This is a genomic window from Azonexus caeni, from assembly GCF_048146105.1.
GTDB classification, from domain to species: Bacteria; Pseudomonadota; Gammaproteobacteria; order Burkholderiales; family Rhodocyclaceae; genus Azonexus; species Azonexus aromaticus_B.
Genome location: NZ_JBKJAD010000009.1, coordinates 66,252 through 79,201, shown reverse-complemented (window position 1 = coordinate 79,201; position 12,950 = coordinate 66,252). Strand labels below are relative to the sequence as shown.

The window sequence follows — 12,950 nt, the reverse complement described above, 5'->3', positions numbered from 1 at the left end:
CTCGAAAATTAGCGGGCAATGGTGTTGGTGCGGCGGATCTTGTTCTGCAACTGGATCAGACCGTAGAGCAGCGCCTCGGCGGTCGGCGGACAGCCCGGCACGTAGATATCAACCGGAACAATCCGGTCACAGCCACGTACCACCGAGTAGGAATAATGGTAGTAGCCGCCACCGTTGGCGCAGGACCCCATGGAAACCACCCAACGCGGCTCCGCCATCTGGTCGTAGACCTTACGCAGCGCCGGCGCCATCTTGTTGGTCAGCGTCCCGGCGACGATCATCACGTCCGACTGACGCGGACTGGGACGGAATACGATACCGAAACGATCAAGGTCGTAGCGCGAACAACCGGCGTGAATCATTTCGACGGCGCAGCAGGCCAGGCCGAAAGTCATCGGCCAGATCGACCCAGTGCGCATGTAGTTGATCAGCTTGTCAGCCGTGGTGGTAACAAAACCTTCCTGCAGGATTCCTTCAATCGCCATCTCTCGACCTTATTCCCATTCCAGCGCGCCCTTGGCCCAGGCATAGACATAGCCCACGGTCAGGATGGCGACGAAAATCAGCATCTCGACGAAACCGAACACCTTGATGGCGTCGGTCGCCACGACATCCTTGAAGATCGTCGCCCACGGCACAAGGAAGGCGACTTCCAGATCGAAGAGAATGAACAGGATGGCGATCAGGTAGTAGCGCACATCGAACTTCATGCGCGCATCTTCGAAGGCCTCAAAACCGCACTCATACGGGGACAATTTTTCCGCATCGGGCTTGCGCGGCCCAAGCAAAAAACCCATCGCCACCGGCAATACGCCGACAGCAACCCCCACGAGAACGAACATCAGAATTGGGAAGTACGCTTCCATCATCCGCCGCCAAATTGTCGTTGTTCCGATAGGAAACTCCCGGCCCGCCGGAAATTCCCAACGCTTTTGGTGCCGACGGCGAGACTCGAACTCGCACAGCTTGCGCCACTACCCCCTCAAGATAGCGTGTCTACCAATTTCACCACGTCGGCACATCTGCACAACCCGCCCGCGCCTACGCCGAGCGAACTGCAAATTTATTATTTCGGAATATCCTGCGCCCGAGACCCCCCAGCCACAGGGGATTCCGGCGCATCGCCAGCAGCCGGAGCCACCGACGGAACAGACTGCGATTGTACAGATTCTTGCATCAGACTACCAGTCGTTTTCGGCTTCTCGGAAGCCACATAGGCCAGCGATAGACTGGTCAGAAAAAACACCGTGGCGAGAATTCCAGTGGTCCGACTGAGAAAATTGGCCGAACCGGAAGCACCGAAAAGACTGCCGGATGAACCACTGCCAAACGCAGCCCCCATATCCGCCCCCTTGCCATGCTGCATCAGCACCAGAGCAATGATCGCCAGAGCCACCAGAATATGGACCGTCAACAATACCGAAAACAACCAGTTCATCTTTTATGCCTATCAGTTCGCGACGCGACAAATCGCCAAGAAATCACCTGCCACCAAAGCAGCTCCACCAACCAGACCGCCATCGATATCGGGCTGCCTGAACAATTCTTCCGCACCTTGCGGTTTCACACTTCCGCCGTAAAGGATCCGCACTCCGGCTGCCACTTCAGGATCGCGCGCGGCCAACACAGCCCGAATCCCCGCATGCACCGCCTGCGCCTGGGCTGGCGAAGCGGTACGCCCGGTACCGATAGCCCACACCGGCTCGTAGGCGACGACTGCTTGACGCATCGCGGAAACCCCCGCCACTTGCAGCACCGCATCTAGCTGCCGATCAACCACCCCCTGCGTCAGGCCAGCCTCGCGCTCGGCAAGCGTCTCGCCCACACAGAGCACAGGAACCAGACCAGCCGCCTGCGCCGCAACAAATTTGGCAGCAACGATCGCATCCGATTCGCCATACAGGCTACGCCTTTCGGAATGCCCGACCAGAACATGCGTACAACCGACATCCCGCAGCATTGACGGGGCCACTTCGCCCGTAAACGCTCCTTCGACATGCTCGCTGAGGTTCTGCGCCCCCAGCACCACCCCGGTTCCCTGCAACACGGTGTGCGCCTGCGCCAGATAAGGATATGGCGGACAGACCAATACGTCGCAACTCAAACCATCGAGCCCAGCCACAAGCAGAGCCAGCAGATCGTCGGTACTTGACCGACTACCATGCATTTTCCAGTTACCGGCAACGAGCTTGCGACGTGCAGACATGCCACCCCCTGAGGAGAAAAACCGAAGGATTATAGCGAGCGCTCACGGCGCCGGTCAATGTTGGACCACACGAAACTCAAGCGGCGGCTGCGGCGCGCACCACTGCAGCGATTTCTTCGGCAACCCGTGTCACCTCGGCCGCATCCTCGCCCTCGACCATCACACGGAGCAAGGGCTCGGTCCCCGAGGGACGCAACAAGACTCGCCCCCGCCCGGTCAGTTTCCGCTCGACCGCATCATGTGCCGCAATGATCGATGGGCAACTCCGCCACACGAAGCCCTTGCTGACCGGAACGTTGATCAATTTCTGCGGATAAAGCTTCAACGCACCGAGCAGCGCCTCGAGACTGCCGCCTTTTTCGCGCAGCGCGGCGAGAACCTGCAATCCCGCAACGATACCATCGCCGGTTGTATGGCGATCAAGCACCAAGATATGCCCTGAGTTCTCGCCACCAAAGAGCCACTTGTTCCGCTTCAGGCCTTCCACGACATAACGATCGCCGACTGCGGCACGCTCGAAGGCGATACCCATCGCCTGCAGGGCATGTTCCAGCGCCAGATTGCTCATCAACGTGCCGACCACACCCCGTACCTCACCCTTTTGCGCGCGATGACAAACGATTGCGTGCAACAACTGGTCCCCATCGTAGAGATTGCCTCGAGCATCAACCATCTGGATCCGATCGGCGTCGCCATCCAGCGCGATACCCAGATCAGCATTGTGGGCCAGCACCGCGTCGCGCAAGGCCTGCGGCGCGGTGGCCCCGACCTTGTCGTTGATGTTCAGGCCATTGGGGTCGATACCAATCGTGACGACCTCCGCCCCCAGTTCATGAAACACATCGGGCGCAATATGGTAGGCCGCGCCATGCGCGCAATCGACGACAATCTTCAGGCCACGCAGATCGTACTCGTTCGGAAAAGTACTCTTGCAGAATTCGATATAGCGTCCACGCGCATCTTCCATACGCCTGACCCTGCCCAACTCCGCAGATTGAGCGCAAAGCATCGGCTGGTCGATGGCCGCCTCGATCGCCTGCTCCACCTCGTCGGGCAACTTGGTACCTTGCGCCGAAAAGAACTTGATCCCGTTGTCGTAGTACGGGTTGTGTGATGCCGAGATGACGATCCCGGCCTGCAAGCGCAATGCGCGCGTCAGGTAGGCGACAGCCGGCGTCGGCATTGGCCCGACCAGGCAGACATCGACGCCAGCCGCCGAAAGACCGGCCTCCAGGGCCGACTCGAGCATGTAACCGGAAATCCGGGTGTCTTTGCCAATCAAGACCGTCGGCCGCTCGTCGGCCGGCATTTCGACGGTTTCCAGCAGAACCTTGCCGGCTGCGTAACCCAATCGCATCACAAAATCCGGTGTGATCGGCGCTTGGCCGACCCGCCCACGCACACCATCGGTACCAAAATATTTTCTGCTCATTTTTTCCTCATCTTTCAACTGCCGACCAGACGGCCAACGCATCCCTCGTCGCCGCAACATCATGAACCCGGATGATGGCTGCGCCGCGCTGGGCGGCCAGCAGCGCAGCCGCCACGCTTGCCGCCTGGCGCTCCCCCACCGGCCGACCGGTAATCTCTCCCAACATCGACTTCCGCGACACACCTACCAACAACGGGAAATCATTCCAGAAGTTGCCATTCAGTGCGCGAAACAGTGCCAGATTGTGCTCCAGGGTCTTGCCGAAACCGAAGCCCGGGTCGAGCACGATACGCTGACGATCGATACCGGCGGCCACGCAACGCCCCGCCGCCGCAGCCAAGCAGCCCGAGACCTCGGCGACGACATCGCCATAAATCGGCGCCCGCTGCATGCTGCCCGGGTCGCCCCGCATGTGCATCACGCACACCGCACATTCACTATCAGCCACGGCCGCCAGGGCTTCCTCGGAGGCAAGGCCGGCGATATCGTTGATCATGTCGGCACCGGCATCCAGCGCTGCCCGCATGACCGCCGGCTTGTAGGTATCGACTGAAATGGGCACCCCCCAAGCAACGACCTCCCGCAATACCGGCAGCAGGCGGCGCAACTCCTCGTCTTCCGGCGTAGGCTGCGCGCCGGGGCGCGACGATTCGGCGCCGAGGTCGAGAATATCCGCCCCTGCTTCGAACTGCTGGCGGGCATGATCGACCGCCCGCGCCACATCGTTGAGCAGGCCGTCGCCGGAAAACGAGTCCGGCGTCAGATTGACAATCCCCATGAGCAAGGGGCGCTCACGCCTGAGGCGATATTTACCGCAGCGAATCGTAGTCATGACAGAAAACCGGGGGCAACCGCCCCCGGTAACAAAATCAACAAAAGTCAGGCGGTCGCCGGTGCGCTCGGCTCGGCGCCGGGTTTCTCGTCCGGCGGAGTGGAGCGGGAAAGGCTTTGCGTCGGCTTCGGCGGTCGCGGCGGTTTGCCGGCCATGATGTCGTCGATCTGCTCGGCATCAATGGTCTCCCACTCGAGCAGCGCCTTGGTCATCGCCTCGACCTTGTCACGATGGTCTTCCAGCAACTGGCGGGCGAGTTCGTACTGCTGGTCGATGATGCGGCGGATTTCGGCATCAACCTTCTGCATCGTCGCCTCGGAAACATTCTTGTGCTGCGTCACCGAACGGCCGAGGAAAACCTCGCCGTCGTTCTCGCCATAAACCATGACGCCAAGGTCGGACATGCCGTAGCGCGTCACCATGTCACGCGCCATCGCCGTTGCCCGCTCGAAGTCATTCGAGGCACCGGTCGTCATCTGGTCCATGAACAGCTCTTCGGCAATGCGGCCGCCGAAGAGAACGGCAATGCGCGACAGCAGATACTGTTTGTCGTAGGCGTAGCGATCCTGCTCAGGCAATTGCATGGTCAGGCCGAGCGCGCGACCACGCGGAATGATCGTGACCTTGTGCACCGGGTCCGACTTCGGCACCAGCTTGGCGACGACGGCGTGGCCAGACTCGTGGTAGGCCGTGTTCATCTTCTCATCCTCGGTCATCACCATGCTGCGCCGCTCGGCGCCCATCATGATCTTGTCCTTGGCCTTCTCGAAATCTTCCATATCGACCAGGCGCTTGTTGGCGCGGGCGGCGAACAGCGCCGCCTCGTTGACCAGATTGGCGAGGTCGGCACCAGAGAAACCGGGCGTACCGCGGGCGATGATGTCGGCCTTGATGTCACCGGCGATCGGCACCTTGCGCATGTGCACCTTGAGGATTTCCTCGCGGCCGCGGATGTCCGGCAACGGCACGACAACCTGACGGTCGAAACGTCCCGGGCGCAGCAGCGCCGGGTCAAGGATGTCCGGGCGGTTGGTGGCGGCGATGACGATGATACCGGAATGCCCCTCGAAGCCGTCCATCTCGACCAGCAACTGGTTCAGCGTCTGCTCGCGCTCGTCGTTGCCGCCGCCGAGACCGGCACCGCGATGACGACCGACCGCGTCGATTTCATCGATGAAGATGATGCACGGCGCATGCTTCTTGGCGTTCTCGAACATGTCGCGGACGCGCGCGGCGCCGACGCCGACGAACATCTCGACGAAATCGGAACCGGAAATCGAGAAGAAAGGCACCTTGGCTTCACCGGCAATCGCCTTGGCGAGCAGGGTCTTGCCGGTCCCCGGGTTGCCGACCATCAGCACGCCCTTGGGAATACGGCCGCCGAGCTTCTGGAACTTTGACGGATCGCGCAGGAAATCGACGATTTCCTGCACTTCTTCCTTGGCCTCGTCGCAACCGGCCACATCGACGAAGGTGATGGTGTTTTGCGCTTCATCCATCATGCGTGCCTTCGATTTGCCGAAGGAGAAAGCGCCCCCCTTGCCGCCGCCCTGCATCTGACGCATGAAGAAGACCCAGACACCGATCAGCAGCAGCATCGGGAACCAGCTGACGAAGATACTCATCAGGAAGGAAGGCTCCTCCTCCGGCTTGGCCTCGATCTTGACGTCATATTTCAGCAAGTCGGAGACCAGCCACAGGTCTTGCGGCGAATAGACTGTCAAACGTTTGCCTTCCTTGGTCGTCGCCTTCAGCGTCCGACCTTCCATGACCACCTTGTCGATCCGTCCCTGCTTCACTTCCTCCAGAAACTGTGAGTACTCGACACCGCCGGCCGCGACCTGACGCGTATTGAACTGGTTGAAGATGGTCATCAGCACGAGGCCGATCACCATCCAGATCGCGAGATTTTTGAACATGTTGTTCAAGTGGGCACTCCTTCAATTACGTCGAGCGACAAAAATGTCATTCTAAACAAAATCCGTCAGCGCAAGTTGCGGCCGAGCAGGTAAATCTCTGGGCTACGATCACGCGAGGCATCGGGTTTGCGCACCGAAACGGTATGAAAAGCCGCCCGCATCGCCTTGACGAAAGCCTCATAATCGCTTCCCTGAAAAACTTTGACCAGAAAAGCGCCATCCGGTTTCAAATGCGCCTGCGAAAACTCCAAACCGAGTTCTGCCAGATGCATGACCCGTGCCTGATCAACCAGGGGCACCCCTGACATATTGGGCGCCATGTCCGACATGACAAGCCCCACCCGCCGTTCGCCGAGCAATTCTTCCAGTTGCCGCAGCACCTCGTCTTCGCGAAAATCGCCCTGAATGAAGTGCACGCCGGGGATTGGCGCCATTTCCAGCAGGTCAAGTGCAAACACCAGGCCAGCGCTGCCAACGCGCTCGACGGCAACCTGCGACCAGCCGCCGGGCGTCGCCCCCAGGTCGACGACGACCTCGCCGCGCTTGAGCAACTTGTCCTTGTCGTCAATCTCCATCAGCTTGAAGGCGGCGCGCGAACGCCAGCCTTCCTTCTTGGCAAGCTGGACATAAGGATCGTTGACGTGCTCGCGCATCCACGCCTTGCTGGTTCTGGTTCGTTTCATTCGGTAAAATGCCGTTTTTGAAAGGTTTTCCAATGCAACAACTGACTTCTGCCCAGGTCCGCGAACTGCGTGCCCAGGCCCACGGCCTCAATCCGGTCGTCTCGATTTCCGAAAACGGGCTCAGCGACGCGGTGCTCAAGGAAATCGACGCCTGCCTGAAGGCGCACGAATTAATCAAAATCCGCGTCTACGGCGACAGCCGCGAGGATCGACTGGCTTACCTGGAGCGGATTTGTGCCGAACTGTCCGCCGCGGCGGTCCAGCACATCGGCAAACTGCTCGTCGTCTATCGCGAAAACCCCGAGAAGCTCACTGCCAAGGATACGGCAAAACCGCGTCCGGCGGCACCGCGCCGGACCAAGCGCAGCTTTCAGGGCTGATCAACGCAAGCCGCGACCGCTCCAGAGGACCAGAACGAGCCCGGACAGGCTCTGGAGCAGATAGACGATGCTGGAAATGCCGTGCCAGGTCGCGAAACGGTCGCGGAACACGCTTTCCATGACTTCGCGCGGCAGGGCATCGAGCTTGAGCTGCGCCATCAGCGGCTGGATGCCGAACAACTGCACTGCCGCCATTGCCGCCATCAGCACGACCAGCCAGAACCCGGCCTGGCGGAGCGCACGCGCGCCAGAGCGAGCAAACAGGAAAACCAGCAGGTAGAGCGCCGCCCCAAGACCGAACCAGGCAATCAGCGCGAACAGCTTGCCGGCGAGCATCCCGGCCAGTTGGCGATCGCCGAGTTCGGCGAACAACACCGGGGCAGCCAGATAGCCGATCGCCCACAAGCCACCGACCCATAACGTGATCGCAAACTGGTAGAAGGCTTCGGACAGGCGACGCATGCTTATTCGTAACGGATGTCGATGATTTCGTACTCGCGGATACCACCGGGTGCCTGCACCTGCGCGATATCGCCAGCGTACTTGCCGATCAACGCGCGAGCCACCGGCGAATTCACCGAAATCTTGCCGGTCTTGATGTCCGCCTCGTCCTCGCCAACGATCTGGTAAGTCACCGTATCGCCGGAATCCTGGTCTTCCATTTCGACGGTGGCGCCGAAAACGCAGCGACCGTCGGCATCGAGCAGCTTGGGATCGATGATCTGGGCGTTCGACAGCTTGCCTTCGATCTCCTGGATACGCCCTTCGATGAAGCCCTGGCGCTCCTTGGCCGCGTCGTACTCGGCGTTTTCGGAGAGGTCGCCATGCGCACGCGCTTCGGCAATCGCCCCGATCACCCAGGGCCGATCAACGGTTTTCAGGCGATGCAGTTCTTCGCGCAGTCGCTCCGCGCCATTGACGGTCAGTGGAACCTTGTTCATGTAAGCCTCGCTAAAAAGCAAACCGCCGGCGCCCTAAAGTGGGCGAACCGGCGGTGGTACGAGTGAATCAGCCCAGTTGCGCGTGCAGCGCCTGGATCGGATAAACCACGAGTTCGCCCCGGTTGCGGATGCCTTCGGCAGCCGCTTCGGCACCCCAGATCGTCGTGTACATCGTCACCCGCGCCTGCAGGCCGGAAGTACGGATCGAACGCGAATCGTTGATCGCGCCGCGCTTTTCCTCGACGGTGTTGATGATCAGCGAAATCTCGTTGTTCTTGATCATGTCGACGATGTGCGGACGACCCTCGGTCACCTTGTTGACCGGCTGCACCGCCAGGCCGGCGGCGGCGATGGCCTGCGCCGTGCCGCGCGTGGCGACCAGCTGGAAGCCGGCCTCGTGCAGGTGGCGGGCGATCTCGACCGCCTTCGGCTTGTCGCCGTCCTTGACCGACAGGAAGACCTTGCCCGCCGACGGCAGCTTGACGCCGGCCGCCAGCTGCGACTTGACGAAGGCTTCGGCAAAGCTGGTGCCGACACCCATGACCTCGCCGGTCGACTTCATTTCCGGGCCGAGGATGGTATCGACGCCCGGGAACTTGACGAAGGGGAAGACGGCTTCCTTGACCGAGAAGTAAGGCGGCACGACTTCCTTGGTGATGCCCTGGGCCTTCAGGCTCTGACCGGCCATGCAGCGGGCAGCAATCTTGGCCAACTGCAGACCGGTCGCCTTGGAGACGTAAGGCACGGTACGCGAAGCGCGCGGATTGACTTCCAGCACGTAGACGTCGTTGTCCTTGATCGCGAACTGCACGTTCATCAGGCCGCAGACGTTGAGCGCCTTGGCCATCAGCTTGGTCTGCCGGCGCAGTTCGTCCTGGACGGCGGCCGACAGCGAGTACGGCGGCAGCGAGCAGGCCGAGTCGCCGGAGTGCACGCCGGCCTGTTCGATGTGTTCCATGACGCCGCCGATGATCACTTCCTCGCCATCGGACAGCGCATCGACGTCGCATTCGACGGCGTCGTTGAGGAAGCGGTCGAGCAGCACCGGCGAATCGTTGGAGACCTTGACCGCTTCACGCATGTAGCGTTCGAGATCCTTCTGCTCATGGACGATTTCCATGGCGCGGCCGCCGAGCACGTAGGACGGACGGACAACCAGCGGATAGCCGATTTCCTGCGCCAGACGCAGCGCATCCTCTTCGGTGCGCGCCGTGCGGTTCGGCGGTTGCTTGAGGCCGAGGTCGTGCAGCAGCTTCTGGAAGCGCTCGCGGTCTTCGGCGATGTCGATCGACTCCGGCGTCGTGCCGATGATCGGCACGCCGTTGGCTTCCAGCGCCAGCGCCAGCTTCAGCGGCGTCTGGCCGCCGTACTGGACGATGACGCCGACCGGCTTCTCGATGGCGCAGATTTCGAGCACGTCTTCCAGCGTCAGCGGCTCGAAGTAGAGGCGATCCGAGGTGTCGTAGTCGGTGGAAACCGTTTCCGGGTTGCAGTTGACCATGATCGTCTCGTAACCGTCTTCGCGCATCGCCATCGCGGCATGCACGCAGCAGTAGTCGAACTCGATGCCCTGGCCGATGCGGTTCGGACCGCCACCGAGAACCATGATCTTCTTCTTGTCGGTCGGCTGCGCTTCGCACTCCTCGTCGTAAGTCGAGTAGAGGTAGGCGGTGCCGGTCGAGAACTCGGCGGCGCAGGTATCGACGCGCTTGTACACCGGACGCACGCCAAGGGCGTGACGGCGGGCGCGGAATTCGGACTCGCTGGTCTTCAGCAGGTAGGCCAGACGACGGTCGGCAAAGCCCTTCTGCTTCAGGAAACGAACCTCTTCCGCGGTCAACGACGAAAATTCGCGTTTTTCCACGGCCAGTTCGAGATCGACGATCTCCTTGATCTGGGTGAGGAACCACGGATCGATCTTGGTCAGTTCGAAGACGCGCTCGACCGACATGCCGATGCCGAAGGCGTCGGCGACGTACCACAGGCGATCCGGCGACGGACGGGCGAGCTGCTCGTCGATGGTTTCCGGATCGACCGACTTCAGGTTGAAGCCATCGACACCCACTTCCAGCCCACGCAGGGCCTTCTGCAGCGATTCCTGGAAGGTGCGGCCCATGGCCATCACTTCGCCGACCGACTTCATCTGCGTGGTCAGCGTCGAATCGGCCTGCGGGAACTTCTCGAAGGCGAAACGCGGCACCTTGGTGACGACGTAGTCGATCGACGGCTCGAACGAGGCCGGCGTCTTGCCGCCGGTGATGTCGTTGGCCAGCTCGTCCAGCGTGTAGCCGACGGCCAGCTTGGCGGCGATCTTGGCGATCGGGAAGCCGGTGGCCTTGGAGGCCAGCGCCGAGGAGCGCGACACGCGCGGGTTCATTTCGATGACGATGCAGCGACCATCCTTCGGATTGATCGAGAACTGCACGTTGGAGCCACCGGTATCGACGCCGATTTCACGCAGCACGGCGATCGAGGCGTTGCGCAACAGCTGGTATTCCTTGTCGGTCAGCGTCTGCGCCGGCGCGACGGTGATCGAGTCGCCGGTATGCACGCCCATCGGGTCGAGGTTCTCGATGGAACAGACGATGATGCAGTTGTCCGCCTTGTCGCGAACCACTTCCATCTCGTATTCCTTCCAGCCGAGCAGCGACTCTTCGATCAGCAGCTCGTTGGTCGGCGAGGCTTCGAGACCGCGCTTGCAGATGGTCTCGAACTCTTCCATGTTGTAGGCGATGCCGCCACCGGTGCCGCCCAGCGTGAAGGACGGGCGGATGATGGTCGGGAAGCCGATGGTGGCCTGCACCTGGTAGGCCTCTTCCATGCTGTGGGCGGTGGCCGAGCGGGCGGAACCGAGACCGATCTTGGTCATCGCGTCCTTGAACTTCTGGCGATCCTCGGCCTTGTCGATGGCTTCCTTGGAAGCGCCGATCAGTTCGACGCCGAACTTGGCCAGCACGCCTTCACGGTCGAGGTCGAGCGCGCAGTTCAGCGCGGTCTGGCCGCCCATGGTCGGCAGCAGCGCGTCCGGGCGTTCCTTCTCGATGATCTTGGCGACGACCTGCCAGGTGATCGGTTCGATGTAGGTGACGTCGGCCATTTCCGGATCGGTCATGATCGTCGCCGGGTTGGAGTTCACCAGGATGACCTTGTAACCCTCTTCACGCAGCGCCTTGCAGGCCTGCGCGCCGGAATAGTCGAATTCACAGGCCTGGCCGATGATGATCGGGCCGGCGCCAATGATCAGAACACTCTTGATGTCTGTACGTTTCGGCATCGTTATCTCTCTCTGTGCCGCTTATTGCGCGTTGTTGAGCGCAGCCACGCCGCGCGTCATGGTGTCGAGGAAGCGATCGAACAGGTAGGCCACGTCGTGCGGGCCGGGGCTGGCTTCCGGGTGCCCCTGGAAGGAGAAGGCCGGCACGTCGGTGCGGGCGATCCCCTGGTTGGAACCGTCGAACAGCGAGACATGGGTGACCCGCAGGTTGGCCGGCATCGACGCCGGATCGACCGCGAAACCGTGGTTCTGGCTGGTGATCAGCACCTGGCCGGTGTCCATGTCCTTGACCGGATGGTTGGCGCCGTGGTGGCCGAACTTCATTTTCAGGGTCTTCGCACCCGAAGCGAGGGCCAGCAACTGGTGACCCAGACAGATGCCGAAGGTCGGCACACCGGCGGCGAGGATCTCGCGGATGGCGGTAATCGCGTAGTCGCAGGGTTCCGGATCGCCCGGGCCGTTGGACAGGAAGACGCCATCCGGCTGCAGCGCCAGGACGTCGGCAGCCGGCGTCTGGGCGGGAACAACCGTCAGCTTGCAGCCGCGCTCGGCGAGCATGCGCAGGATGTTGCTCTTGACGCCGAAGTCGTAGGCGACGACATGGAAACGCTCTTCGCCACGCTGCTGATAGCCGTCGAGCGTCCATTCGGCCTCGTTCCAGGTGTAGCGCTCGGTCGCCGAGACGACCTTGGCCAGGTCCATGCCGGCCAGCCCGGGGAAGGCACGGGCGGCGGCCAGCGCCTTGGCTTCGTCGACTTCACCGGCGAGAATGCAGCCGGCCTGGGCACCCTTCTCGCGCAGGATGCGGGTCAGCTTGCGCGTATCGATGCCGGCGATGGCGACGATGCCGTGCTTCTTCAGGTAGGCACCGAGGTCGTCCTGGCAGCGCCAGTTCGAGGCCAGGCGCGGCAGGTCCTTGATCACCAGGCCAGCGGCAAAGTTGGCGCGCGACTCGAAGTCTTCGGCATTGCAACCGGTGTTGCCGATGTGCGGATAGGTCAGGGTGACGATCTGGCGCGAATACGACGGATCGGTCAGGATTTCCTGGTAGCCGGTGATCGCGGTGTTGAAAACGACTTCACCGCTGGTTACGCCGTCGGCGCCGATGGATTGGCCCTTGAAAACCGTCCCGTCGGCGAGGGCGAGGATGGCGGGTGTGAATGAGGGCAGCAGCGACACGTCAGCTCTCCTGTAATTTTTCTGCTCGTTCATGTGCCAAGCGGGAAGGCTCGCGCCTCCCCGCTTGTGCTTTTTAACCTTGCCATTTTAGCCGAAAAGCCGCT

13 protein-coding genes and 1 tRNA gene are annotated in these 12,950 nt (G+C 61.5%); 1 reads left to right on the top strand and 13 read right to left on the bottom strand.

The window, feature by feature from the left end; all coding sequences use genetic code 11:
- Positions 1-8: 8 nt before the first annotated feature.
- From ACLIIZ_RS10965 to ACLIIZ_RS10925, 9 genes are all read right to left on the bottom strand, one after another.
- The gene (locus ACLIIZ_RS10965) at positions 9-485 is read right to left on the bottom strand and encodes a NuoB/complex I 20 kDa subunit family protein (RefSeq protein WP_374326518.1); all 477 of its coding nucleotides are present in this window, start codon (positions 483-485) and stop codon (positions 9-11) included.
- 9 nt (positions 486-494) lie between these two features.
- A complete protein-coding gene (ndhC, locus tag ACLIIZ_RS10960; RefSeq protein WP_465221445.1) occupies positions 495-797 on the bottom strand; it encodes an NADH-quinone oxidoreductase subunit A in 303 nt (100 codons plus the stop codon).
- A gap of 136 nt (positions 798-933) precedes the next feature.
- Positions 934-1,018: transfer RNA gene (locus tag ACLIIZ_RS10955), tRNA-Leu, on the bottom strand.
- A 48-nt stretch (positions 1,019-1,066) separates the two neighbouring features.
- A complete protein-coding gene (gene secG / locus ACLIIZ_RS10950) occupies positions 1,067-1,438 on the bottom strand; it encodes a preprotein translocase subunit SecG (RefSeq protein ID WP_416692140.1) in 372 nt (123 codons plus the stop codon).
- A 12-nt stretch (positions 1,439-1,450) separates the two neighbouring features.
- Positions 1,451-2,206, bottom strand: a complete 756-nt coding sequence (gene tpiA, locus ACLIIZ_RS10945; RefSeq protein WP_416692138.1) for a triose-phosphate isomerase — start codon at positions 2,204-2,206, stop codon at positions 1,451-1,453.
- Positions 2,207-2,282: 76 nt separating this feature from the next.
- Positions 2,283-3,638: a phosphoglucosamine mutase gene (glmM, locus tag ACLIIZ_RS10940; RefSeq protein WP_416692136.1), complete on the bottom strand. Its 1,356-nt coding sequence runs from the start codon at positions 3,636-3,638 to the stop codon at positions 2,283-2,285.
- A 7-nt stretch (positions 3,639-3,645) separates the two neighbouring features.
- Positions 3,646-4,470, bottom strand: coding sequence for a dihydropteroate synthase (folP, locus tag ACLIIZ_RS10935; RefSeq protein WP_416692134.1), 825 nt, complete (start codon positions 4,468-4,470; stop codon positions 3,646-3,648).
- A gap of 47 nt (positions 4,471-4,517) precedes the next feature.
- Entirely contained in the window at positions 4,518-6,398 is a 1,881-nt protein-coding gene (ftsH, locus tag ACLIIZ_RS10930; protein ID WP_416692132.1) for an ATP-dependent zinc metalloprotease FtsH, read from the bottom strand.
- A gap of 56 nt (positions 6,399-6,454) precedes the next feature.
- Positions 6,455-7,072, bottom strand: a complete 618-nt coding sequence (locus ACLIIZ_RS10925) for an RlmE family RNA methyltransferase (RefSeq protein WP_416692130.1) — start codon at positions 7,070-7,072, stop codon at positions 6,455-6,457.
- A gap of 32 nt (positions 7,073-7,104) precedes the next feature.
- On the opposite strand from ACLIIZ_RS10925, the gene yhbY reads away from it, so the two are divergent.
- A complete protein-coding gene (yhbY, locus tag ACLIIZ_RS10920) occupies positions 7,105-7,452 on the top strand; it encodes a ribosome assembly RNA-binding protein YhbY (protein WP_416692128.1) in 348 nt (115 codons plus the stop codon).
- On the opposite strand, the gene ACLIIZ_RS10915 is transcribed toward yhbY, so the two are convergent.
- From ACLIIZ_RS10915 to carA, 4 genes are all read right to left on the bottom strand, one after another.
- Complete coding sequence (locus ACLIIZ_RS10915; protein ID WP_416692127.1) at positions 7,453-7,914, bottom strand: DUF4149 domain-containing protein; 462 nt, start codon at positions 7,912-7,914, stop codon at positions 7,453-7,455.
- 2 nt (positions 7,915-7,916) lie between these two features.
- Complete coding sequence (gene greA, locus ACLIIZ_RS10910) at positions 7,917-8,393, bottom strand: transcription elongation factor GreA (RefSeq protein WP_416692125.1); 477 nt, start codon at positions 8,391-8,393, stop codon at positions 7,917-7,919.
- Positions 8,394-8,460: 67 nt separating this feature from the next.
- Positions 8,461-11,667: a carbamoyl-phosphate synthase large subunit gene (carB, locus tag ACLIIZ_RS10905; protein ID WP_416692124.1), complete on the bottom strand. Its 3,207-nt coding sequence runs from the start codon at positions 11,665-11,667 to the stop codon at positions 8,461-8,463.
- Between the two features lie 21 nt (positions 11,668-11,688).
- Positions 11,689-12,879 (bottom strand): glutamine-hydrolyzing carbamoyl-phosphate synthase small subunit, encoded by a 1,191-nt coding sequence (gene carA, locus ACLIIZ_RS10900; RefSeq protein ID WP_416692122.1) that lies wholly within the window; start codon positions 12,877-12,879, stop codon positions 11,689-11,691.
- Positions 12,880-12,950: the final 71 nt, after the last annotated feature.

Bases quoted from the DNA above. Each gene is read 5' to 3' on its own strand.
- ACLIIZ_RS10965 (WP_374326518.1), bottom strand. From the start codon at position 485: ATGGCGATTGAAGGAATCCTGCAGGAAGGTTTTGTTACCACCACGGCT.
- ndhC (WP_465221445.1), bottom strand. From the start codon at position 797: ATGGGTTTTTTGCTTGGGCCGCGCAAGCCCGATGCGGAAAAATTGTCC.
- secG (WP_416692140.1), bottom strand. From the start codon at position 1,438: ATGAACTGGTTGTTTTCGGTATTGTTGACGGTCCATATTCTGGTGGCT.
- tpiA (WP_416692138.1), bottom strand. From the start codon at position 2,206: ATGTCTGCACGTCGCAAGCTCGTTGCCGGTAACTGGAAAATGCATGGT.
- glmM (WP_416692136.1), bottom strand. From the start codon at position 3,638: ATGAGCAGAAAATATTTTGGTACCGATGGTGTGCGTGGGCGGGTCGGC.
- folP (WP_416692134.1), bottom strand. From the start codon at position 4,470: ATGACTACGATTCGCTGCGGTAAATATCGCCTCAGGCGTGAGCGCCCC.
- ACLIIZ_RS10925 (WP_416692130.1), bottom strand. From the start codon at position 7,072: ATGAAACGAACCAGAACCAGCAAGGCGTGGATGCGCGAGCACGTCAAC.
- yhbY (WP_416692128.1), top strand. From the start codon at position 7,105: ATGCAACAACTGACTTCTGCCCAGGTCCGCGAACTGCGTGCCCAGGCC.
- ACLIIZ_RS10915 (WP_416692127.1), bottom strand. From the start codon at position 7,914: ATGCGTCGCCTGTCCGAAGCCTTCTACCAGTTTGCGATCACGTTATGG.
- greA (WP_416692125.1), bottom strand. From the start codon at position 8,393: ATGAACAAGGTTCCACTGACCGTCAATGGCGCGGAGCGACTGCGCGAA.
- carB (WP_416692124.1), bottom strand. From the start codon at position 11,667: ATGCCGAAACGTACAGACATCAAGAGTGTTCTGATCATTGGCGCCGGC.
- carA (WP_416692122.1), bottom strand. From the start codon at position 12,879: ATGAACGAGCAGAAAAATTACAGGAGAGCTGACGTGTCGCTGCTGCCC.